General features: G+C 64.3%; 18 protein-coding genes. 12 read left to right on the top strand and 6 right to left on the bottom strand.

What is annotated here, in order from left to right; genetic code table 11:
• Positions 1-12 precede the first annotated feature (12 nt).
• Entirely contained in the window at positions 13-492 is a 480-nt protein-coding gene (locus HUV48_RS04285; RefSeq protein WP_176266494.1) for a peroxiredoxin, read from the bottom strand.
• Positions 493-731: 239 nt separating this feature from the next.
• Between HUV48_RS04285 and HUV48_RS04280 the strand changes: the two genes are divergently transcribed.
• From HUV48_RS04280 to trxA, 9 genes are all read left to right on the top strand, one after another.
• Positions 732-1,199 (top strand): S-adenosyl-L-homocysteine hydrolase, encoded by a 468-nt coding sequence (locus tag HUV48_RS04280; protein WP_176266493.1) that lies wholly within the window; start codon positions 732-734, stop codon positions 1,197-1,199.
• 155 nt (positions 1,200-1,354) lie between these two features.
• Entirely contained in the window at positions 1,355-2,764 is a 1,410-nt protein-coding gene (gene ahcY / locus HUV48_RS04275; protein ID WP_176266492.1) for an adenosylhomocysteinase, read from the top strand.
• A gap of 62 nt (positions 2,765-2,826) precedes the next feature.
• The gene (locus HUV48_RS04270; RefSeq protein ID WP_176266491.1) at positions 2,827-5,169 is read left to right on the top strand and encodes a PAS domain-containing sensor histidine kinase; all 2,343 of its coding nucleotides are present in this window, start codon (positions 2,827-2,829) and stop codon (positions 5,167-5,169) included.
• Positions 5,170-5,183: 14 nt separating this feature from the next.
• Positions 5,184-5,639 (top strand): tRNA (adenosine(37)-N6)-threonylcarbamoyltransferase complex ATPase subunit type 1 TsaE, encoded by a 456-nt coding sequence (tsaE, locus tag HUV48_RS04265; RefSeq protein WP_176266708.1) that lies wholly within the window; start codon positions 5,184-5,186, stop codon positions 5,637-5,639.
• Positions 5,636-6,616 (top strand): aminoglycoside phosphotransferase family protein, encoded by a 981-nt coding sequence (locus tag HUV48_RS04260; RefSeq protein ID WP_176266490.1) that lies wholly within the window; start codon positions 5,636-5,638, stop codon positions 6,614-6,616. Before tsaE ends, HUV48_RS04260 begins: the two co-directional genes overlap by 4 nt.
• A complete protein-coding gene (locus HUV48_RS04255; protein ID WP_176266489.1) occupies positions 6,609-7,331 on the top strand; it encodes a nucleotidyltransferase family protein in 723 nt (240 codons plus the stop codon). The genes HUV48_RS04260 and HUV48_RS04255 overlap by 8 nt, the downstream gene beginning before the upstream one ends.
• Positions 7,324-10,353, top strand: coding sequence for a double-strand break repair protein AddB (addB, locus tag HUV48_RS04250; RefSeq protein ID WP_318656039.1), 3,030 nt, complete (start codon positions 7,324-7,326; stop codon positions 10,351-10,353). The genes HUV48_RS04255 and addB overlap by 8 nt, the downstream gene beginning before the upstream one ends.
• Entirely contained in the window at positions 10,350-13,790 is a 3,441-nt protein-coding gene (gene addA / locus HUV48_RS04245; protein ID WP_176266488.1) for a double-strand break repair helicase AddA, read from the top strand. Before addB ends, addA begins: the two co-directional genes overlap by 4 nt.
• Positions 13,791-13,881: 91 nt before the next feature.
• On the top strand, positions 13,882-14,202 hold the full coding sequence (gene trxA / locus HUV48_RS04240; RefSeq protein WP_176266487.1) for a thioredoxin: 321 nt from the start codon (positions 13,882-13,884) through the stop codon (positions 14,200-14,202).
• Here the strand turns inward: trxA and HUV48_RS04235 are convergent.
• Both HUV48_RS04235 and argJ read right to left on the bottom strand, forming a co-directional pair.
• Complete coding sequence (locus HUV48_RS04235; protein ID WP_318656038.1) at positions 14,199-14,999, bottom strand: inositol monophosphatase family protein; 801 nt, start codon at positions 14,997-14,999, stop codon at positions 14,199-14,201. The genes trxA and HUV48_RS04235 overlap by 4 nt on opposite strands.
• Positions 14,996-16,222 carry a bifunctional glutamate N-acetyltransferase/amino-acid acetyltransferase ArgJ gene (argJ, locus tag HUV48_RS04230; RefSeq protein ID WP_176266486.1) on the bottom strand — a complete coding sequence of 409 codons (1,227 nt, stop codon included), beginning with the start codon at positions 16,220-16,222 and terminating at the stop codon, positions 14,996-14,998. The genes HUV48_RS04235 and argJ overlap by 4 nt, the downstream gene beginning before the upstream one ends.
• A gap of 74 nt (positions 16,223-16,296) precedes the next feature.
• Here argJ and HUV48_RS04225 point away from each other — a divergent pair, with 74 nt between their 5' ends.
• From HUV48_RS04225 to HUV48_RS04215, 3 genes are all read left to right on the top strand, one after another.
• Positions 16,297-16,593: a hypothetical protein gene (locus HUV48_RS04225; RefSeq protein WP_176266485.1), complete on the top strand. Its 297-nt coding sequence runs from the start codon at positions 16,297-16,299 to the stop codon at positions 16,591-16,593.
• Between the two features lie 115 nt (positions 16,594-16,708).
• A complete protein-coding gene (secA, locus tag HUV48_RS04220) occupies positions 16,709-19,477 on the top strand; it encodes a preprotein translocase subunit SecA (RefSeq protein ID WP_176266484.1) in 2,769 nt (922 codons plus the stop codon).
• Between the two features lie 37 nt (positions 19,478-19,514).
• Positions 19,515-20,267, top strand: coding sequence for a sulfite exporter TauE/SafE family protein (locus HUV48_RS04215; protein WP_176266483.1), 753 nt, complete (start codon positions 19,515-19,517; stop codon positions 20,265-20,267).
• A 50-nt stretch (positions 20,268-20,317) separates the two neighbouring features.
• Here the strand turns inward: HUV48_RS04215 and HUV48_RS04210 are convergent, their stop codons facing one another.
• The 3 genes from HUV48_RS04210 to HUV48_RS04200 form a co-directional block, all read right to left on the bottom strand.
• Positions 20,318-21,043: a sulfotransferase domain-containing protein gene (locus HUV48_RS04210; protein WP_176266482.1), complete on the bottom strand. Its 726-nt coding sequence runs from the start codon at positions 21,041-21,043 to the stop codon at positions 20,318-20,320.
• A gap of 440 nt (positions 21,044-21,483) precedes the next feature.
• Entirely contained in the window at positions 21,484-21,882 is a 399-nt protein-coding gene (locus HUV48_RS04205) for a GtrA family protein (RefSeq protein ID WP_176266481.1), read from the bottom strand.
• Positions 21,879-22,616: a class I SAM-dependent methyltransferase gene (locus tag HUV48_RS04200; RefSeq protein WP_176266480.1), complete on the bottom strand. Its 738-nt coding sequence runs from the start codon at positions 22,614-22,616 to the stop codon at positions 21,879-21,881. Before HUV48_RS04200 ends, HUV48_RS04205 begins: the two co-directional genes overlap by 4 nt.
• Position 22,617 lies beyond the last annotated feature (1 nt).

The raw sequence follows: 22,617 nt of genomic DNA, 5'->3' as shown, positions 1-22,617 counted from the left end.
GCGCGGCGCGAATTACATCTGTTCGAGCATGTGTTCCGCGCTGCTCACCGAGTAATCGCCCGGTTGTTCTACGTTGAGCTGCTTCACGACGCCGTCGTCGACCAGCATCGAATAACGCTGGCTGCGCTGGCCGAGGCCGAAGCCCGAACCGTCCATCGTCAGGCCGAGCGCTTCAGCGAAGTCGCCATTGCCGTCGGCTAGCATCGTAACTTCCTTCGCGCCGGTGTGGTCTTTCCACGCGCCCATGACGAAGGGATCGTTGACCGATACGCAGGCGATCTCGTCGACGCCCTTTTCCTTCAGCGAGGAAGCGTTTTCCTCGAAGCTGGGCAGGTGCTTGGCCGAGCAAGTCGGCGTGTAGGCGCCCGGGACGGCGAACAGGGCGACCTTGCGGCCCTTGAAAAAGTCCGAGGACTGAAGCTTTTCCGGACCGTCGGAGGTCGGCTTGATCAGGGTCGTGTCGGGGATTTTGTCGCCTACGGAAATGCTCATGATGTGGTGCCTTGCATGTTGTTAAAGCCGCAGCCGAGATAGGCGCTACCCGTATCAAAGCAAGCGTTCGGGCCGCGGTGTGCTGCCCCCGCGCCGAAGCTAGGATGGTTAAGCCGCGCAAACTTTCTCTGTTTAAGAATCCCTAAACGAAATGCCCGACTTTGGCTGTGAGCGGGGAACAGGAGCCTCGCCCAAGCGAAATTGCCCGAAAATTCACCGGGCTACGGGGAGACTACGAAATGGGGACTATCTCGAAACTTGCCGCCGCTGCCGCCGCGATGACCATGCTCGTCACGCCCATCGGCGCGTCGGCCGAAACCGACCTGAAGACGGCGGAAAACATCCGCAAGCTCGACATCATGCTGATGGTAACGAGCCTGCGCTGCCGCACCGGAAAGGACGATTTCCAGGCCGATTACCGCAAGTTCACTGCCGCTCATCTCTCGACGCTGAACCTCGCGGGCCGGCAGATGCGTTCGAGCCTGCAGGCCAAGCACGGCAACAAGGGCGCGATGCGGCAACTCGACCGGCTCAGCGTCGGCATGGCGAACGAGTACGGACAGGGGCATCCGTGGCTCGAATGCGGCGAACTCAAGAAGGTCGCGCAAGGCCTTGCGAAGGAACGCGACCCTACTCGTCTGGCAGATGCAGCCGGCGAACTGCTCGGCAAGCGCCGCTCGACCAATCTGGCCTTCGCCGGACTGTAAGCTACGGCAAGTCATCACAAGGAGCGTCCGACGCCGTCGGTTGCCCTTCCATACGCAAACGTCTAGGGGCGGCGCCATAACGGCGCGGCCCCTTTTCACGTTCAACCGGCACGCGCTGATCTTCTATCGACACAACGTCAGACAAGGATTGCTTCGTGGCCGACTTCAACGATTACGTCATCAAGGATATTGCGCTCGCCGATTACGGCCGCGCCGAGATCGCCATCGCCGAAACCGAAATGCCGGGCCTCATGGCGACGCGCGAGGAATACGGCGAAGCGCAGCCGCTGAAGGGCGCACGCATCGTCGGTTCGCTCCACATGACCATCCAGACCGCCGTCCTGATCGAAACGCTGGTGGCACTGGGCGCCGAGGTGCGCTGGGCGACCTGCAACATCTATTCGACGCAGGACCACGCCGCGGCGGCGATTGCTGCGCAGGACATTCCGGTGTTCGCCGTTAAGGGCGAGAGCCTCGCCGAATACTGGGACTATGTCGGCCGCATCTTCGACTGGTCGAGCGAGGCTGACGAAGACCTGACCGCCAACCTCATCCTCGACGATGGCGGCGATGCAACGATGTTCGCACTGTGGGGCGCGCGGATCGAAGCGGGCGAGGAAATGCCCGAGCCGCAGAACGCCGAAGAAATCGAGATGCAGCGGGCGCTCAAGGAATTCCTGAAGAAGAAGCCCGGCTACCTCACGCAGTCGGTCAAGAACATCAAGGGCGTGTCCGAGGAAACGACGACCGGCGTCCACCGCCTCTATCACCTTGCCAAGCAGGACAAGCTGCCGTTCCCGGCGATCAACGTGAACGACAGCGTGACGAAGTCGAAGTTCGACAACCTCTACGGCTGCCGCGAATCGCTGGTCGATGCGATCCGCCGCGCGACCGACGTCATGCTGTCGGGCAAGGTCGCCTGCGTTGCGGGCTACGGTGATGTCGGCAAGGGCAGCGCGCAGTCGCTCCGCAACGGCGGCGCGCGCGTCCTCGTCACTGAAATCGATCCGATCTGCGCGCTGCAGGCGGCGATGGAAGGCTTCGAGGTCGTCACGATGGAAGACGCGGTCAAGCGCGCCGATATCTTCGTGACAACGACCGGCAACGAGGACGTCATCACCGCTGAGCACATGAAGGCGATGAAGCCGATGAGCATCGTCAGCAACATCGGCCACTTCGACAGCGAGATCCAGATCTCGGCGCTCGACAATTACGAGTGGACCGAACTCAAACCCGGCACCGACCTCGTCAAGTTCCCCGACGGCAAGGAAATCATCGTTCTCGCCAAGGGCCGGCTCGTGAACCTCGCCTGCGCGACGGGCCACCCGAGCTTCGTGATGAGCTGTTCCTTCACCAACCAGGTGCTGGCGCAGATCGAGCTGTGGAAGAACGCGGGCGACTACAAGAACGACGTCTACGTACTGCCCAAGCACCTCGACGAGAAGGTCGCTGCGCTGCACCTCGACAAGCTCGGCGTGAAGCTGACCAAGCTCAGCAAGAGCCAGGCCGACTACATCGGCGTTCCGGTCGAAGGGCCGTTCAAGCCCGAACACTACCGTTACTGATCGCTGACGGGCGAGGGGCCGGGGCATTGCATTGCCGCGCCTCTCGCAATAGCGGTTGAGCGATGGAAATTGCGCCCACCGCACTGGCGTTGATCGGATTGTTGCTGGCCGCGTGGACGGCCGGTGCGGCCTGGCTTGTGCTGCGGGCAAACACGCGCGCCCGGTCGGCCGAAACGGGCAAGAAACTCTCGCGCCGCCTGTCCCGAATGCTCGAGGAATCGCCCGCGGTTCCGCTTCTCGTGCGGACCGACGGGCGGATCGAGGCGCCCGACCGGCTCGCGCGGTGGCTGGGCCTTGCGCAAATGCCGTCCTACCTCAGCGAGCTTTCCGCCTCGCCCGACCGCGGCCTGACCGAAGACCAGGTCGAGGAAATGACCGCGATGGTCCGGCGCACGCAGAAGACGGCGGCACCATTCTACACGGCGATGAAGCCGGTCGGATCGAAGCGCAGCCTCGCGTTCAAGGGCGGGCTCGCCAATCCCGAGGTTTCACCGTCCGGGGCGGCGCTCATCTGGGTGTTCGATTTCACCGCGAGCGAAGAGGAACTGATTAAGCTCCGCAAGGACGCGGCCCGCGCGCGAGACGATTTCGCCGCGTTGGTCGGCCTTATCGAGGCGGCGCCGAGCCCGATGTGGTTCCGCGGCAGCGATGCGAAGCTGCGGCTGGTGAACGGTGCCTATGTCGCGGCGGTCGGCGCGAACAGCGCCGATGCGGTCGTGTCGGAGCAGATCGAACTCGTCGAGCAGGTCGACGGCCTCTCGGCTTCCGAAGTCGCACAGCAGGCGGCGGAGCGGCGCGTTCCGATCGAGCGGATCGTCAATGCGACGATCAATGGCGAGCGGCGCTCGCTGCGCGTAACGGACCTGCCGTTGATCGGCGAGGGGATCGCGGGCTACGCGGTCGATATCGAGGAGATGGAGGAACAAGCGCGCCAGTTTCGGGCGTTTCGCAATGCGCAGCGCCAGATGCTCGACCAGCTCTCCATCGGCGTGGCGCAGTTCAATTCGGAGCGCCGCCTGACCTTCGCCAACCAGCCGTTCCACCGCGTTTTCTCGCTTCCGCCGGGCGTCGTCAACGAGCGGACCGATTTCGAGCGCGTGCTCATGGCGGCGCGCGAGAATGGCCGCATCCCCGAAGTGCGCGATTTCCCCGTCTGGCGCAAAGAACTCTCGCGCTGGTTTCTTGCCGGCGAAACGCAGGAAGAGGCCTGGCCGCTTCCCGACGGAACGCATCTGCGCATCGTGGCGCAGCCGATGCCCGACGGCGGCCTCGTCTTCATCGCCGAGGACCGGACCGAGCAGCTGGCGCTCTCCGCGACCCGCGACACGCTGTTGAGGACGCGGACCGCGACTTTCGACAATCTGTTCGAGGCGCTGGCCGTGTTCGCTCCAGACGGGGATCTCGAAATCTGGAACCGCAGTTTTGCGGGTGCTTGGGGCTTGGAGGAAACCGCGCTCGACGGGCATCCCGATGCCGAGGAACTGCTGGCGCTGATCGGACCGAAGCTTGCCGACCCGAGCCGCGCCTCGGCGATCGGGAACACCATCCGCGCCGCGACGCTCGACCGCAAGAAGCGCGACGGGCGCGTGATGCTGTCCGACGGGCGGACGCTCGAATATGCAGGCGTGCCCCTGCCTGACGGAAACGGGCTGCTGACCGTACTCGACGTGACCGCGGCGCATCATGCGGAAGAGGCCCTGCGCGAGCGCAATCGCGCGCTCGAGGAGGCAGACGCGGTCATGAACCGGTTCCTTGCGAACATGTCCTACGAGTTCCGCACGCCGCTCACCTCGATCGGGGGGTTTGCGGAACTGCTCTCGTCCGGTGTCGCGGGCGAATTGCCGGATCAGGCCCGCGAATATGCCGATGCGATCCGCGAATCGGTCACCCGTTTGATCGAACAGGTCGAAACCGTTCTGAACCTCTCGCAGAGCGAAGCCGGGCTGCTGCCTATCTCGAAGGAGCCGATCGATCTGCTGCCGTTCGTGACCCAGATCGTGCGCAGCCGCGAACAGGCGATCGTCGATGCGGAGCTGACGCTCGACCTGCGCGGCGACAAGAAACTGACGGTGAACGCGGACCCGCAGCAATTGCGGAGGGCGATCACGCACCTGCTCGAGAACGCGATTACGGCGACGCCGCCGGAGGGCAAGCTGCTCATCGATTTGAAACGGCGGGGGAAGGCCACGCATATCACGATTTCCGACAACGGTCCGGGAATGGAGGCGGAGCAGCTGTCGAGGGCGCTCGGCGGGCTGCGAATGTCGGAGGACGGCAGCGGTCTCGAACGGCGCAAGGGGCTCGGCATTCCGATCGCGCGCGAGATGATCGAGGCGCATGACGGCACGCTCGAGATCGTCTCGCGCAAGGGCGAGGGCACGACCGCGACGATCACGCTGCCGTGAGCGGCGCAGGCGAAATGCGCGAGGAACTGCCCGATCTTTCGGCGATGGAGACGTTCGGCAGCCGTATCGCCGCCCGGCTGCAGGCGGGCGACGTCGTGGAACTCGAAGGCGATCTCGGCGCCGGCAAGACGACGCTGGCGCGCGCGATCGTCGCGGCATTGGGGCACGCAGGCGAGGTGCCGTCCCCCACCTTCACGATCCTCGAAACCTACGACGGAGCAGACCTGCGCTTGCCGGTCGTCCACGCCGATTTCTACCGGCTTGAGCAGCCTGTGGAAGCCGAAGAACTAGGTCTCGAGGACTACCGCGAGGGCGCAGCGTTACTCGCCGAATGGCCGGACAAGGCCGGCGGCTTCGCGCATGAGGAAGCCTGTCTGACCGTAACTCTGGAAAAACGCGGCGAAGCGGGGGGCGATGGCCGCATCGCTCTTGTGCGGGCAGGTGGGGCTTGGCTAGGCAGGCTGCCATGAGCGACATTCCGGCGGGAACGCACGAATTTCTGCAGCGCGCCGGGTGGGGCGATTCGAAGCTCGATCCGCTGCCCGGCGATGCATCGTTCCGGCGCTATTTCCGCGTGAAGCGCGGCGATGATGAAAGCGCGATGCTGATGTATGCGCCGCCGCCGCACGAAGACCCGAAGCCGTTCATCGATGTCGCGCGCTGGCTCGGTGCGAACGATTTGCGTGCGCCCGAGATCCTGGCTGCGGAACCCGATAGGGGATGGGTGCTGATCGAGGATTTCGGCAACGACCGGGTGCGCGAACACCTCGACCGAAATCCGCACGCGGAACGCGACGTCTATCGGACTGCGGTCGACGCGCTCGCAAAACTCCACCGCCTGCCGCCCGGTCCGTTTCCGCCATACGACATGGAGACCTATCTGCGCGAGGCAATGCTGTTCTCCGAATGGTATTGTCCGGCAGCGGGTCTGAAGGTCGATGCCGATGCCTTTGCGGCCGCTTGGCAGAACGTCCTCGGCCCGCTTATCGCGCGGCAGACACCGGGCGTTACGGTACTGCGCGACTACCATGCGGAAAACATCATGCTGCCGCCGGACGGCTCACAGGGGCTGATCGATTTCCAGGATGCGCTGGTCGGGCACCCCGCTTACGATCTCGTGTCGATCCTGCAGGACGCGCGGCGCGACGTGTCCCCTGACCTGGAGCAGGAAATGCTCGCGCATTACCAGGCCGTTGCTGCGTCCGGCAAGGACTTCGAGGCGGATTACGCAGTGCTCGGCGCGCAGCGCAACGCGAAGATCGTCGGCATCTTCGTGCGGCTCGCGCGGCGCGACGCGAAGCCGCATTACCTCAGCCTCATTCCGCGCGTCTGGGACCTGCTCGAACGCGACCTGAAGCATCCCGCGCTCGCCCCGGTGGCGGCGTGGTTCGATGCCAACATCCCGGCGGAATGCCGCAGGACCGGCGGCGGAGACCTCCATGCCTGACGCTGGCCTCGTCAGCGACACCGCGATGGTCATGGCGGCGGGGCTTGGCAAGCGGATGCGCCCGCTGACCGCCTCGCAGCCCAAGCCGCTGGTGCGCGTCGCAGGCAAGGCACTGATCGACCACGCACTCGATCACCTTGCCGACGCCGGGGTCGCGAAGGCGGTGGTGAACGTCCACTACCTCGCCGATGCGCTGGAGGCGCATCTGAAGGAGCGCAAGGCACCGGCCATCACCATTTCGGACGAGCGCGCCGAATTGCTCGAAACCGGGGGCGGCATGATCAAGGCGAAAGACGCGCTGCCCGATCCGTTCTTCTGCCTCAACTCGGACAACATCTGGCTCGACGGTCCGCGCAACGCCTTTGCCGATCTGAGCAGGCAATGGGACGCGGAAGCGATGGACGCGTTGTTGCTGCTCGTCGAGCACGGTCATGCGGGCAATTTCCGCGGCGAGGGCGATTTTCACATGGACCCGCGTGGCAGCCTGTCGCGGCGCAAATCGGGCCGGATCGCGCCGTTCATCTACACCGGCATCCAGCTCGTTTCGCACCGGCTGCTGCGCGAAGCGCCCGAGGGCAAGTTCTCGACCAATATTCTGTGGAACCGTGCGATCGACGAGGGACGGCTTTACGGCGTATGCTTCACCGGCGAATGGTTCGAGGTCGGCACGCCCGAGGCGATCCGCCCGACGGAGGAAGCGCTGAAGCGTGGCTGACAGCCTGCGCGCTTCGGCGAGCCAGCCCGAAATCTATTCGATCGCCGCGCACCGCGGCTTCGCCGATGCGCTGGTTGCAGGGCTGGTGCCGCGCTATGCTGAGGAGGATTTCGGACTTGCGCGGCTGACGCTGCTTCTGCCGAGCAGCCGCGCCCGCCGCACCGTGACCGAAGCGTTTACGCGGCATTTCGGCAATATCGGGGCGGAGGGAATGCTGCTGCCGCGCATGGCGGTGGTCGGCGATCTCGATCTCGACGAAGCGCTCGGCAGCCTGCTCGATCCGCTCGGCGCGCCGGAAATTCCGCCGGCGGTCGATCCGACGCGGCGCTGGCTCGCGCTCGCGGCTTTGCTCGAAGAGGAGTTCGGCAAGGATGCGCCCGAAGGCGCGGCGCGGCTGCGGATGGCGCGCGACGTCGCCGCGGCGATGGACCGGCTGCTGGTCGAGGAGATACGTCCCGAAGAACTGACCGGCGATGCCGTGCTCGACCTGCTCGGCGATCTGGCGGAACACTGGCAGGTTTCCTTGCGGATATTCGCACGGATGCAGGCGCGATGGCTCGCGACACTGGGGGAGTGGGGGCGGGTGGACAGCGCGACGCGGCGCAACCTGCTGTTTGATCACGCGCGAAAGGCATGGGAAGCGGAGCCGCCGCAAACGCCTCTCGTGGCGGCGGGTGTAACGAGTGCGTCACCGGCGCTCGCGCGGATGCTGCGGACCATTGCCTTCCTGCCGCGCGGCGCGGTGATCCTGCCCGACTTCGACCTGACGATGCCGGATGACGTGTGGGACGAACTCGGGCGCGCCGGGAACGCCCCCGAGCCGGGCGACACGCCTTTCGCGAAGGGTGATGCGATCACTCACCCGCAGTATCATCTCAAGCTGCTGCTGAACCGCATGGGCATAGCGCGTGAGGAAGTACGCGCATGGCACCGGCGCGGCGATGCTGCCGGTCCGCCGGCGCGCAGCCATGCGATCGCCTCGCTGTTCCTGCCGCCCGAAGCGAGCCGGGTCTGGGCCGATCTTCCGGCGGACAGGCGGCGGCTCTCTGGCGTGACCGTGATGGAAAGCGCAAATCCTGAAGAAGAAGCGCAGGCGATCGCGCTGCTGGTGCGCGAGGCGCTGGAAGTGCCGGAGAAGCGGGTGGCTGTCATAACGCCCGACCGCGGGCTCGCGCGCCGCGTCGTCCAGCATCTGCGCCGCTGGCACATTGAGGCGGACGATTCCGCCGGACAGCCGCTGTCGCAGACGGCTGCCGGACGCGCACTGCTGCTGCTGGCCGAAACGATGGCGGAGGATGCCGCTCCGGTCGCGCTGATGGCGCTGCTGTCGCATCCGTTGGCGAAGGGTTCGATGGAGCGCGGCGCGTGGCTGTCGCGCGTGCGGCGGTTGGAGCGCGGCCTGCGCGGGCCGCGCCCTCGCGGCGGGCTGGAGCCGCTACGCGCTCTGGTCGAGAAGCAGTCGAAAGATGACCGCGATGGAGGCTACCGCGCTTGGTGGGCGGAAGTCGAAGCGATGCTCGAGCCACTGCTGGCGCCGACCCGCGACGACGCGAACCAGTCGCTAGCCGAAATGGTGAACCTGCTCGCGGCGCAGGTCGAAAGCCTGTGCGGGACCGAGGTCTGGGCCAAGGAGGATGGCCGCGCGCTGGCGGCGTTCGTCGAGGACTTGCGCCTTCACGCCGCAGAAGCGGGCACCCTACTCGATCCGCGCGACCTTGCGGCAGTGCTGCAAGACGGGATGGAGCCGATCGCAGTACGCCCCCCGTACGGCGGCCATTCGCGGGTGGCGATCTACGGCCTGCTCGAATCGCGGATGAGCCGCGCGGACCTGATGATCTGCGGCGGGTTGAACGAGGGGGTCTGGCCGGGCGGAGCATCGCTCGATCCGCTGCTCGCGCCGCCAGTGCTAAGGGCGCTAGGCGTTCCGGGAGGCGACTTCCGCATCGGCCTGTCCGCGCACGATCTCGCGGGTGCGCTCGGTGCGCCCGAAGTGCTGCTCAGCCGCGCGATGCGCGACGAGAGCGGGCCGACCATCCCCTCGCGCTTCCTGCTCCGCGTCAAAGCGTTGCAGAACGACCAGCGCTCCGAAATTGCGCGGCAGCAGCCGGTCGAGTGGGCGCGTGCCATCGATGCACCGACTGAGGACGCGCGCGAAACCTATCCGCGCCCGCAGCCGATGCCCGATGCAGCGCAGCGTGACGTGCCGATTGCGGTGACCGCGCTCGACCGGCTGCTCGGCGATCCGTACCAGTTCTACGCGTCCTCCATCCTCGGCCTGCGCGCGCTCGACCCGCTCGATGCAGAGCCGACCGCGGCGTGGCAGGGCAGCCTGGCGCACGCAATTCTCGAGCAATGGCACAAGGAACGCGCGAGCGATCCGGCAGCGCGGCTTGCTCCGGTTGCCGAGCGGGTGCTGACGCAGATGGATGCGCATCCCTTGACACGCGGGCTGTGGAAACCGCGGCTGATGGCAGCGCTCGAATGGGTCGAGGACGCGATCCGGGCCGAACCCGACCGGCAGGTGATCGCAGTCGAGCGGAAAGGCGAGATGATCGTGGACGGCGTCCGCATCCACGGGCGCGCGGACCGGATCGACCGGCTGGAAGACGGCTCGCTCGCCATCGTCGATTACAAGACAGGCTCTCCGCCGAGCGCGAAAATGGTCGAAGCCGGCTTTGCCTTGCAGCTCGGCCTTATCGGCATGATCACGGAGCGGGGCGGGTTCGAGGGCGTTTCGGGCGAGGCGAAGACGTTCGAATACTGGTCGCTGGCGAAGAACCGCGACGGCGAGTTCGGCTATACGGACACACCGCTCAAGGTCGGCAGGAAGCGCAGCGGGATTGAGCCGGACGCGTTTCTTCCGACGACCGCACAATTTCTGGATCGCGCCATTTCGGATTTCATCAAGGGCAGCGAGCCGTTCACCGCGCGCCTCAATCCCGACTTCCCCGCCTATGCCGATTACGACCAGCTCATGCGGCTGGACGAGTGGCTGCCGCGCCTCGACGGAGACGGCGCATGAGCGGAGCGGTCTATCCGCTGCTCGGCGGCCAGCTCGACGCGGTCGATCCGCGCGAAAGCGTGTGGCTCTCGGCCTCCGCCGGGACAGGCAAGACACAGGTGCTTTCCGCCCGGGTGCTGCGCCTACTGCTGCGCCCCGATACGCGGCCGGAGGAGATCCTCTGCCTGACTTTCACCAAGGCAGGGGCCGCGGAAATGGCGGTGCGGGTCAATGATGTGCTGGCGCGCTGGGTCCGGCTGCCTGCCGAGCGGCTCGGGCGCGAACTTGCACATATCGGCGCACCGGCTACCCCCGAAAGCCTGGCGCGGGCACGGTCGCTGTTCGCCAGCGTGCTCGATTGTCCCGGCGGCGGGCTGCGGATCGATACGATCCACGCCTTCGCGCAATATCTGCTCGCCAGCTTTCCTGAAGAGGCACGCCTCGCGCCCGGAACGCGGGCGATGGAGGACCGCGAGCGCGACCTTCTGAGCCGGCAGGTGCTGGGCGAAATGCTCGCCGAGGCGGAGCGAACCGGCGACGAAGCCACGCTCGGCACGATCGCCGACCTCTCGCGGCGCAAGGGCGCGGATACGGTGCTCGGCTGGCTGATGCGCTGCGCCGGAGCGCACGATTTGTGGACCGGAGCGGGCGCATGGTCGCCGCCGATGGGCGGACGGGCGCGGCGACTGCTCGGGCTTTCGGCGGAGGCGCGGCGCGAGGATGCGGCGGCGCTTTGCGAGGACGATAGTTTCGCGGCGTCGGAGCTCAACCATGCGCTGGCAATCGCGCGCGACTGGAACACCGCGACGGGGCGGAAAGCGGCGGACTTCACGAGTCATTGGCTCGCGCTCGATCCCGCCGGAAGGCTGGCGGAACTGGACGGCTTCTACGGCACTGCACTTACCAAGACGGGCACGCCGCTCGCTGCGCTGGTGAAGCGCGACCCGAATTATGGCGACGCGATGGGAGCAGTTGCAAAAAGCTTGGGCCGGGTTCGTAGCTACTGCGCGCTGGTCGATCTGGCGGACTACCTCGCGCCGATGCTGGAACTCGGGCGCACCTTCTCGCTGCGATGGGAAGAAGCAAAAGCGCGGGAAGGGCTGATCGATTTCGACGACCAGATCCGCCGCGCTGCGCAGCTTCTGACGCAGAAGGAAATGGCGCCGTGGATCCGATACAAGATGGACCGGCGCTTCGACCACGTGCTGATCGACGAGGCGCAGGATACGAATGCGGACCAGTGGGCGATCGTCTTCGCGCTTATCGACGATTTCTACGACGGGCTTGCCGCCCACGAGGGCAAGGCGCGCACGATCTTTACCGTCGGCGATTACAAGCAGGCGATCTTCGGCTTCCAGGGGACTTCGCCCGAGAATTTCGAGGTCGCGAAGACCCGCGTCGCGAAACGCATGGGCGAGGCAGCGGTGAATGCGGCGGACCTGCGCGGCGGACCCGATGCACGCAGCCTCCGCGAATACGGGCTCGGCCAGTCGTTCCGCACCTCCGCCCCAGTGCTCGACTTCGTGGACAAGGCGATCGCGGCGATCGGATCGGAAGCATTCGGCCTGCCGCGCGAGGCGGAGCCGCATGTAGGCGAGACGCGTCCGGGCCTCGTGACGCTGTGGAACACGGTCAGCGCCCCCGAAGGCAGCGACGACGAGGACGATGAGGGCGGCGAACAGGGCTGGCTCTCGCGGCATGACCGGCAAATGGCGGAACGGATCGCCCGGCAGGTCGCGCGCTGGATGAAGGATGGCTTCCCGCTGCACAAGGGCGGGGCGCGCAATGCAGGACCGGGCGATGTTATGGTGCTCGTGCGCAAGCGGCGCGAGCTTGCCTCGTTGATTGTTGCGCGGCTCTATGCCTATGGCGTGCCGGTGGCCGGTGTGGACCGGCTGCGGCTCGGAAATCCGCTGGCGGTGAAGGACCTGATGGCGGTGCTTCGCTTCGCCGCGCAGCCGCTCGACGACCTGAACCTCGCCGCGCTACTGGTGTCGCCGCTGATCGGCTGGAGCCAGGAGGATCTCCTGCGGCTTGCTTACCGGCCTGCGAACGTGCGGCTGTGGGAACACTTACGGACGAGCGAAGACGCGCAAGCCAGCGAAACCGCTGCCGCCCTGCGCGAGATACTGCGCCGCGCCGACTACGAAACGCCTCAGGCGCTGCTCCATTACGTGCTGGTCGGTCCGCCAAACGGCCGCCGTCGCCTGATTGAGCGGCTCGGGCGCGAGGCGGGCGATCCGATCGACGAGCTTTTGAACGCCGCAAACGCCTATGCTTCCAGCCACGTCGCAAGCCTGCAGGGCTTCATCCAGTGGTTCGATGCGGGCGATGGCGAACTCAAGCGCGAGGCGGGCGAGGGCGGGGACCAGGTCCGCGTGATGACCGTTCACGGCTCCAAGGGATTGCAGGCACCGATCGTCATCCTCGCCGACGCGGCGGGCCGGCCGAGCGCGCCGGGCGCGCTGGCGCTGCGCGAGGACGTGCCGGGGCAGTACGCACCAAACATCGTGCCGCTGCCGGGCCTTTCTAAGGACCAGCGCGTGGGGCTGGTCGCGGCGGCGCATGAGGCCGCGGCGCGGGCCGAAATGCAGGAGCACTGGCGGCTGCTCTACGTCGCCATGACCCGCGCGGAAGAGGCGCTGTTCATCGGCGGCTCGCTGTCGCCGCGCGAGAAGGGCGAGGCGCATGAGGACAGTTGGTACGCGCGGCTGCGCCCGCTGTTCGGCGAGGACGCATTGGAGGACGACATCTGGGGCGGCCGGTGGGAGTTCGGCGTAAAGCCGGAGCCCGTTTCGGACGGCGCTTCTAAGGCGTCTACGCTTGCGCTCGCTTTGCCGGAGTGGGCACGCCGCCCGGTCGGGGAAGAGCCGCGCCCGCCGCGGCCGCTCGCTCCCTCGGCCATGGGCGAATTCGAACCGGCCGACCCGCCGCTCGCCGCCGATCGACTGGCGATTGCCGCGCGTTGCGGGGTGCTGATTCACGCGCTGCTCGAACGCCTGCCCGCGGTAGCGGCCGACCGGCGCGAAGAAGCGGCGCGGGCGTGGCTGGCGCGGCAGGCGGACGATCTGGGAGAGGACACGCGAGCAGAAATTGCGCGCAGTGCGCTGGGCGTAATCGCCGAACCCGATTTCGCCGATGTGTTCGGAAGGGATGCGCTTGCCGAAGTGCCGTTCTCGGCGATCGTCGGCGGGCAGGTCGTTGCCGGGACGGTCGACCGCCTGCTCGTTACGCCGACGAAGATCACGGTGGTTGACTTCAAGACTGCGCGCCGCCCGCCCGAAACGCTGGCCGATATCCCCGACGCGACGGTGATGCAGATGGCTGCTTATGTCGCCGCGCTGGAGGCGATCTATCCGGGGCGGGAGGTCGCTGCCGCCGTGCTCTACACTCAGACCCCGCAGCTTTTTCCGCTTCCCGCCGAGATGCTTGCCGCCGCCAAAGCGCGCTTTGCCTGACGCGCAGCAAAGCTTGTGCGCACGGCGCGCTTGAGTCCGCCGCGATCCGTCCTAGATTGAATTGAGCACAGTAATCCGAAGGAGAGCCGCGATGGCCACCACCGCCGTAACCGATTCCAGCTTCCAGTCCGACGTCCTCGAAAGCGACAAGCCCGTGCTCGTCGATTTCTGGGCCGACTGGTGCGGCCCGTGCAAAATGATTGGCCCGGCGCTGGAGGAAATCAGCGACGAACTGTCCGAGAAGGTCACGATCGCGAAGATGGATATCATGGAAAATCCCGATACGCCGGGCAAGCTGGGCGTGCAGGGCATTCCCTACCTCGCGCTTTACAAGAACGGCGAGATCGTGGCCGACATGCGGGGCGCAGCGCCCAAGAGCCAGCTCAAAGGCTGGCTCGAACAGCAGCTTTAACCGATATCGCCGCAGCGCGCGGCGAGTTCTTCCCATAGACGCGGACTGGATGCGCCAAGCATTCCGGTCCGCTCGTCGTTTACGCGGTAGGGCGAACCGTCCGGTCGGGCGACTTTTCCGCCCGCTTCGTTGAGCCATAGCGCGCCGGCCGCATGGTCCCATGCAAGCGTACGCTGGAAGATTGAGACGTCGTTGATGCCGAGCGCCAGGCGCGGATATTGCTCCGCCGCGCAGCGCGGGATATCGACGAGCCGGTAATGCGGAGCGACGCGCTCTTTCACGGCTTCGCGTTGTTCCTCGTGCATGAAGACAAGGGAGATCGCCGCAACGGGCGGGGTTTCGCCGCTTTCCCGCGCGGTAATGCGTTCGCCATCGAGGAAGGCGCCTTCGCCTTCGTGGACCGAACAGAAGCGCCCGGTCAGGCAGTCGTAAATCCAGCCCGAACGCGCGACGCCGCCGCTCGCGCGGGCGAGCAGAATGCCGAAGGGCGGCTTCCCGAGCGCGAAATTGTTCGTCCCGTCGAGCGGGTCGACGATCCAGCAATCGCCGTTCAGTCCTTCGAGCACGCCCGGATCGGCGAATGACGCCTCCTCGCCCACGATGGCGATGCCGGGCTCGAGCTTCGCCAGCCCTTCGGTCAGGATTTTCTCCGAGGCATGGTCGGCGACCGTTACGACGTCGTCGCTGGCCTTGTTGGTGATCTCGTCCGCATTGAGATCGCGGTAGTGCGGCATGATCGCCTCTTCGCTCGCCTTCTGCATCAGGGCGCGGATGGCTTGGTCCAGAATAGCACTCACGAACGGTAATCCGCGTTGATGTCGATGTAGCCGTGCGTCAGATCGCAGGTCCACACCGTAGCACGCCCGCTTCCGAGGCCGAGATCGATTTCGATGCGCACCTCGTCGCCTTTCAGATATTCGGCCACGGGCGCTTCGTCGTAATCGGGCAGCGGCTGTCCGTCCTTCGCCGCCCAAGTTCCGCCGAAACCGATCGAAAGGCGGTCGCGGTCTGCCGGTTCGCCCGCCTTGCCGACCGCCATGACGATCCGTCCCCAGTTCGCATCGCCGCCGGCGATCGCCGTCTTCACGAGCGGGGAATTCGCGATGGCGAGCCCGATCCTGTGCGCGCTTTCGTTCGAGGCGGCTCCTGTCACCGCGATTTCGATGAACTTGCTCGCTCCTTCGCCGTCGCGCACGACAAGCTGGGCAAGCTGGCGGCATAGGTCCGTAAGCGCCGCGGCGAACGCATCGGCACCGTCGTCATCGTAGGACGCGAGCGGTGTTCCGCCCGCCTTGCCGGTTGCGAAGGCGAGCACGGTATCGCTCGTCGACGTGTCGCCATCGACCGTGATGCAGGAGAAAGTCTCGGCGTTGGCGCGCGCCAGCAGCTCTTGCAGAAACTGCGATTCGACTGCCGCATCGGTGAAGATGTAGCCGAGCATCGTCGCCATGTCGGGCGCGATCATGCCCGAACCCTTGATGATGCCGACCAGCGTAACCGTCTTGCCTCCGACGAGCGCGCTGGTGGTCGCAGCCTTGGGGAAAGTGTCGGTTGTCCCGATCGCATGGGTCGCCGCTTCCCAGCTGGCCGGCTCGCTTTTCAGCGCCGCCTCTACCCCGGCACAGGCCTTGTCCTTCGGCAGCGGCACGCCGATCACGCCGGTCGAGGATACGAACACCTGAGCCGGTTCACAGCCCAGATGCGCGGAGACTTGTCCCACGATTTGCTCGATCGCTTCGCGTCCGCGGTATCCGGTGAAGGCGTTGGAATTCCCGGCGTTCACGATCAGCGCACGCGCGCCGGAAGCCGGTACCTGCTTGCGCCCCATCTCGACCTCTGTGGAGGCGCAGGCGCTTTTAGTGAAAAGCCCGGCGACACTGGTCCCTTCCGCCAGTTCGACGAAGGTCAAGTCGGCGCGGTCCCAATCCTTGTAGCGGGCATTGGCGACCCGGCAGGTTACTCCTGCAATGCCTGGCAGATCGGGAAAGGGGCGAGCGAGCGGCGAGCGGGCGAGGTCCATGGACCAGTGCCATAAGTTGCGAAGCTTGCGCGGTAAACAAGGCTGTGCATCAGTATATATGGACCATTAATCTCTTGCGTGATACACACCCGCCCACGATGCTCAAGCGGCTGCTCACCTGCCTTGCCCTATTGACCGGCCTTACCGCGGCCGGCGTACCGGCGCAGGCGCAGTTCGTCGAAACGCTGACCGCGCATCTGTCTAACGACGGGAAGGCTTCAGCCATTCAGCGCGGACAGGACTGTGTCTGCACGAAGCCATCGAAAAATCCCCTGAAGATCGAGCGGCAGAACGACGTTTGCCGTCCCGCCAGGCCGGTGACGATCTTCCTTCCGACGGTACAGTTCGGCCCCGACCGCGCTTTCGAATAGCGCGCTTCCGTTCATTTCCGATAGCTGGCCGAGGCTGGCTTTTCTCCGCGTTCTCTCGGCGAGAGCAGCGGTCCGCAACCTCCATTTCATACGCGCCGGAAAGGCACGCTTCACCATGATGAACGCTATTTTCAAGTCCATGTTCGGCTCCTCGAACGATCGCTACGTTCGTTCGATGGGCAAGATCGTCAACCAGATCAACGGTTTGGAAGAACAGATCCAGTCGCTGTCCGACGAAGAACTCGCTGCGCAGACCGACAAGTTCCGCGACCTTCTGGCGGACGGCAAGACCCTGGACGACATCCTGCCCGAAGCTTTCGCCACCGTCCGCGAGGCATCCTCGCGCGTACTCGGCATGCGGCATTTCGACGTGCAGATGATTGGCGGCATCGTCCTTCACCGCGGAGAGATCGCAGAGATGCGGACCGGCGAGGGCAAGACTCTGGTCGCGACGCTGGCGACCTATCTTAACGCAATTGAGGGCAAGGGCGTCCACGTCGTGACCGTGAACGATTATCTCGCCCCGCGCGACGCGGAGTGGATGGGCCGCATCTACAAGTTCCTTGGCCTGACGGTCGGCGTCATTATTCCGAATCTTCCGGAGCATGCGCGCCGCGAGGCCTACAACGCTGACATCACCTACGGCACGAACAACGAGTTCGGCTTCGACTATCTGCGCGACAACATGAAGCACAGCCGCGCGGACATGGTGCAGCGTCCCTTCAATTTCGCGATCGTCGACGAGGTCGACTCGATCCTTATCGACGAGGCGCGGACGCCGCTGATCATTTCGGGTCCGACCGAAGACAAGGCGGAACTCTACGTCCAGATCGACGAGGTGGTGAAGACCATTCCCGAAGACTGGTACGACAAGGACGAGAAGACAAAGCAGATCTCGCTCACCGAAGACGGGATCGAGGAAGTCGAGAAACTGCTCGCCGAAAAGGGGCTTCTCGAGACGGACAACCTCTACGACGTCGAGAACACGCAGGTTGTCCATCACCTCGACCAAGCGCTGCGCGCGGTCCACATGTTCAAGCGCGACACCGACTACATCGTGAAGGACGACAAGGTCGTCATCATCGACGAGTTCACCGGCCGCATGATGGAGGGGCGCCGCTGGTCCAATGGTCTGCACCAAGCGGCCGAGGCCAAGGAAGGCGTGAAGATCGAGCCGGAAAACCAGACGATGGCTTCGATCACTTTCCAGAACTATTTCCGCATGTATCCCAAGCTGTCGGGCATGACCGGTACCGCCGCCACGGAAGCGGCCGAGTTCTGGGAAATCTACAAGATGAACGTGGTCACCATACCGACCAACCTGCCGGTGCAGCGGATCGACGAGGACGACCAGTTCTTCAAGAATACCAAGGACAAGTTCCAGGCCATCGCCAAGGCCATCGCCGAGAAGAACGCGACCGGGCAGCCGGTGCTGGTCGGTACGGTCTCGATCGAAAAGTCCGAGCTGCTCTCGAACTTCCTCGATCAGGAAGGCGTGAAGCACGCCGTCCTCAACGCGCGCCACCACGAGCAAGAGGCGCATATTGTCGCACAGGCCGGACGGCTCGGAGCGGTGACGATCGCCACCAACATGGCCGGACGCGGAACCGACATCCAGCTCGGCGGCAACCTCGAGTTCCGGCTTGAGGAAGAGCTTTCGCACCTGCCCGAAGGTGACGAGCGCGACGCAGCGGTCGCGAAGATCAAAGACGAGATCGCCGCCGAAAAGCAGCAGGTTCTCGACGCGGGCGGACTGTTCGTGCTCGGTACGGAGCGGCACGAAAGCCGCCGGATCGACAACCAGCTCCGCGGCCGTTCGGGCCGGCAGGGCGACCCCGGTCTCTCGCGCTTCTACCTCTGCCTCGAAGACGATCTGCTGCGCATCTTCGGACCCGACACGCTGTTCTCGAAGATGATGAATTCCAACCTCGAAGACGGCGAGGCGATCGGCTCCAAATGGTTGTCGAAGGCGATCGAAACCGCGCAGCGCAAGGTCGAATCGCGCAACTACGAAATGCGCAAGCAGGTCGTGGAATACGACGACGTCATGAACGACCAGCGCAAGGTCATCTACGAGCAGCGCGCCGAAATCATGGACAGTGAGCAGGTCGACGATGTCGTCCTGTCGATGCGTTCGGACGCGATCGCCGCGATGGTGGTCGAAGCCTGCCCCCCTGGGTCCTATCCCGAACAGTGGGACATTGAGGGCCTCAAGACGCGCCTTGACGAGGTGCTCGGCATCCAACCGCCGATCAATGACTGGATCGAGGAAGACTCGGTCGAGCCGGAAATGATCGAAGAGCGCATTGCGGCCATCGTCGAGGACGAGATGAATGCGAAGGTCGCCATGGTGGACGAAGGCCGCTGGCGGCAGTTCGAAAAGAGTTTGCTCCTGCGCCGTCTCGATCACCACTGGAAGGAACATCTCTCCACGCTCGATGCGCTGCGCCAGGTGGTGTGGCTCCGTGCGCATGCGCAGAAGCAGCCGATCAACGAGTACAAGCAGGAAGCCTTCAGCCTGTTCGAGCGGATGCTGGATACGTTGCGCGAAGACACAACCGGCGAACTGATGAAGGTCCAGATCAACCAGCCGGAGCCGATCCGGATGGAGAAGCTGCCCGACCTTCCCGATTTCCTCACCGGTCACATCGATCCGCTTACCGGCATCGACAACAGCAACGACGGCGACGGCTCCGAACGCCGTGCCGATCTGTTCGGATCGCTTGCCGGCAGCCCGCGCGCCGCCGCCAGCCCCGGCGGGCGCAACGCAGACAATCCTTACTCCGACCAGGAAATCAGCCGCAACGCTCCGTGCCCCTGCGGTTCGGGTAGCAAGTACAAGCATTGCCACGGTGCAGTGGGAAGCAAGGCGCTGGCCGAGTAAGTGTGCACAGTTTGAGTAGGCTCGCCGGGACAAGAGCGTGATCTGGCTCGCAGCCGCGTTCTTCCTCACCGCTTTACTTTACGCAGCGGTGGGCTTCGGAGGCGGCTCGACCTACAGCGCTCTGCTGGCGCTGTCGGGGATAGATTACCGCGTTCTCCCGCTGATCTCGCTCGCCTGCAACATCGTGGTGGTCACGGGCAGCACGATCCGCTTCGCACGCGCGGGCGTTACGCCGTGGCGCGGAGCGATCCTGCTGACGGGACTGGCCGCGCCAGCGGCATTCCTTGGCGGTCTGACTCCCATCAATCAGGCCGCATTTTTGCTGCTGCTCGGCGCGAGCTTGGTGCTTACCGGCGTGACGCTCCTCGTGCCCTTCCGAAACCGCGAGGCGGAAGATGCTCCCGAGGGTGCGGGCTGGGGCGCCAAGGCAATGCCTTTCGCTGCGGTGCCGCTGGGCTATCTCGCGGGTCTGGTGGGCATCGGCGGAGGCATATTCCTGGCTCCGCTGCTGCATCTGGTCCGCTGGAGAAATGCACGGTCGATCGCCGCGACGGCGAGCCTGTTCATCCTCGTCAATTCGCTGTTCGGTCTCGCCGGCCAGCTTCTGAAAGGCGGCCCGGAGCGTTTTGCCGCTGCCGTATCTTTTGGTCTGCCGATGCTGATAGCCGTAGCGATCGGCGGTCAGATCGGCAGCCTGCTCGCCGTCCGCTTCCTGCCGGTAAGCTGGATCAGGTGGCTTACCGCTGCACTGACGATCTGGGTAGGCGGGCGACTTTTGACCGGTACCTGACGAACTTTTGCCGGAGGTGTTCATCACTCATCACTTGGCGCGTCGCAGTTCTAGGTTCTGTCCGTTCTATCGGCTCCGAGCCACCCCGACAGGTCTCGGTCGAGCATCGACTGTAGCTTTTCTACGGATGGACGATAAAGTTCATAAGCGTCGGCACGCTCTTCCTCGGTCAGTTCATATTTGTCGCCATCGACGGCAAAGAGAAGTTCTCGGCGCTTCAGAAGGATCGCATTGCGCGCCCGAGCCGGAAGGTGGGGATAGGCAAGGCTGAATATTCGATCGAACCCGCGAATAGTTCGATGATATTTCGGATATTTCGTCAGGTTCGTCGTCTCGGGTTTGCGATATTCGAACCGCGGATCAACTCCGATGTGCTCGCATATATCCGACAGGACTTTCGAGCGGTTCTCTCTTATATCGCCGAAAAATACGACGAGCACACGGTCCCGGCCGAATATGTCGAAAAAAGTGGGCAGGTGGTCGGCGTAATTTCCCATTTCGAACATCTTTTCGTCGCGGATGAATTCCGAAAACGACATGGGATTTCCCGCCCCATTGGGCATGTAAGGACCCATCCGGCTGAACGAATAGTTATAATGCGACCTTGCCCGTTCGACCGGGTCGCGCAGGCAGAAGATCAGTTTCAAATCTGGGTTGTCGGCCGCCATCAACGGGGCGACGTGTTCGGCCAGATGGAGATAGTAGGTCGAGCCTTCGCCCGCGACCTGATCCTCCACCTTTTGTGCGAATAGCGCGGTGTATTCCGATCGCGACATTCGCGGGCCCATAACTTTTCTGTCGAGTGCTTCGGATGCGTAGAAATACGGCTCCTTCGGCGATGAAAAGAACACGCCGGGATGCTGGCCGAGATAATTGGCAACCGCCGTCGTGGCGCACTTCGGCGCACCGCCAATACAAAAATCTATCATCAGGAAACGCTAGACACAGCGGAGGGAGCGAAACAACCCTTTCCGTTATCGGAACGTCGTTCTTGCGCCGAAAAATCGAGCCACGACATGCAGATGGCAAGAAGAACGTGGCTCCCCGAGTTGGATACGCACTACACTCCGAATTAACCTGTTTTCTTATAAAGAAGGTGGAAATGATGAATGTTCAAATGGTCTTATTTCTGCTCACCTGCCATTGAGGCTGAACGCGGGCGGGCAGTTGGCATCGGGTGCCGCCAATGATTATTGGTGAAAATAAGCTGGCGTGTTCACTGTGCCGAGCCGAAAACCCATGTGCGTGACACGATCCATATCAGCAGCGGTATGCATAGGGCGATTATGAAGGTTGATGTCAGGAAGCTTTGCTGAAAAAAATCCATGACGATAAAAACTATTAGGTTGGTCAAGGCATAGACGAGTACGCTCACGGCCAAAAAACGCAGCCCCTTCTCGCGGTGTGGCGCGGTAGAGCGGAAGGTGAAGACCCCGTGCCCAAAATAAGAAACCACGGCGCTGGCAACATAGGCTATCGTCGAACAGGCGTAGGTTGGCCAACCGACCCGGTTAGCTAGCATACTTACCGCTACATAGGTCAGCGTCGCGCACACCCCCACCGCGCCGAACCGCATAGCTTCGCGCGCGGTGGCGGCGAAATTTTGCTGGGTCATTTGGAGGCGGGGCGGCATACCGCGCACAGCGACAGGCCGATAGGTAGGCCGCCCCATTGTAGCAACCGGCGCTCCGCCGCGAAAATCCGGGTCAGCAGCCAGTTGATAGGAGCGGGCGGGACTGCGCTGCCATCCTTCGCCGCGCCTCGCGAAAACCGGCTTGCTAATCGCTGCAGCAGCGCAGCGGGAAAAAGCAGGCTGTTGAAGTAGCTGATATAGTCCACCCGTAATCCGGCCGATTCTAGCGTTTCGGTAAATTGCCAGCGGGTATAGCGACGGTGGTGATGGTGTAGCCGGTCATGGTCCGACCATAAAAATGGTAAGGCGGGAACGGTGATGATCAAAGTGCCATCTTCGGCTAGCCGGGCAGCCAGCGCACGGATAGCGGCGCGATCGTGTTCAACGTGTTCGAGCACATCGAACAGGCCGATCAAGTCGAACGTGCCTGCAATATGGTCTATGCCGTCGGGCAGCGATCCGGGCACGACATCCACCCCGGTTGCAGCCTTTGCGTGCTGGCGGGCATCGTCGTCGTGCTCGAAGGCGGCCACTTGTCCGAACTGTTCTAGCAGCGCCAGATTGCCGCCGGTACCGCAACCCGCTTCCAGAATGTGCAGGTTCTTCCGTTGACCAACATGGGTTTCGATCAGTGAGCGGATGATGGCGCGCCTGCCCACGAACCACCAATGGCGGTTTTCGGTCGCCGCCATGACCCGATAAACGTCGCGGTCCAAC

Source organism: Qipengyuania atrilutea (assembly GCF_013370205.1).
In the GTDB taxonomy this organism is placed as follows: domain Bacteria; phylum Pseudomonadota; class Alphaproteobacteria; order Sphingomonadales; family Sphingomonadaceae; genus Actirhodobacter; species Actirhodobacter atriluteus.
The sequence above is the reverse complement of the archived record's forward strand: the minus strand, read 5'-3'. Positions and strand labels throughout refer to the sequence as shown.

Coding starts and splice junctions, on each gene's coding strand:
- trxA (WP_176266487.1), top strand. CDS start 13,882: ATGGCCACCACCGCCGTAACCGATTCCAGCTTCCAGTCCGACGTCCTC.
- HUV48_RS04285 (WP_176266494.1), bottom strand. CDS start 492: ATGAGCATTTCCGTAGGCGACAAAATCCCCGACACGACCCTGATCAAG.
- HUV48_RS04280 (WP_176266493.1), top strand. CDS start 732: ATGGGGACTATCTCGAAACTTGCCGCCGCTGCCGCCGCGATGACCATG.
- secA (WP_176266484.1), top strand. CDS start 16,709: ATGATGAACGCTATTTTCAAGTCCATGTTCGGCTCCTCGAACGATCGC.
- HUV48_RS04205 (WP_176266481.1), bottom strand. CDS start 21,882: ATGACCCAGCAAAATTTCGCCGCCACCGCGCGCGAAGCTATGCGGTTC.
- HUV48_RS04270 (WP_176266491.1), top strand. CDS start 2,827: ATGGAAATTGCGCCCACCGCACTGGCGTTGATCGGATTGTTGCTGGCC.
- HUV48_RS04210 (WP_176266482.1), bottom strand. CDS start 21,043: ATGTCGCGATCGGAATACACCGCGCTATTCGCACAAAAGGTGGAGGAT.
- HUV48_RS04260 (WP_176266490.1), top strand. CDS start 5,636: ATGAGCGACATTCCGGCGGGAACGCACGAATTTCTGCAGCGCGCCGGG.
- HUV48_RS04255 (WP_176266489.1), top strand. CDS start 6,609: ATGCCTGACGCTGGCCTCGTCAGCGACACCGCGATGGTCATGGCGGCG.
- addA (WP_176266488.1), top strand. CDS start 10,350: ATGAGCGGAGCGGTCTATCCGCTGCTCGGCGGCCAGCTCGACGCGGTC.
- tsaE (WP_176266708.1), top strand. CDS start 5,184: ATGCGCGAGGAACTGCCCGATCTTTCGGCGATGGAGACGTTCGGCAGC.
- argJ (WP_176266486.1), bottom strand. CDS start 16,222: ATGGACCTCGCCCGCTCGCCGCTCGCTCGCCCCTTTCCCGATCTGCCA.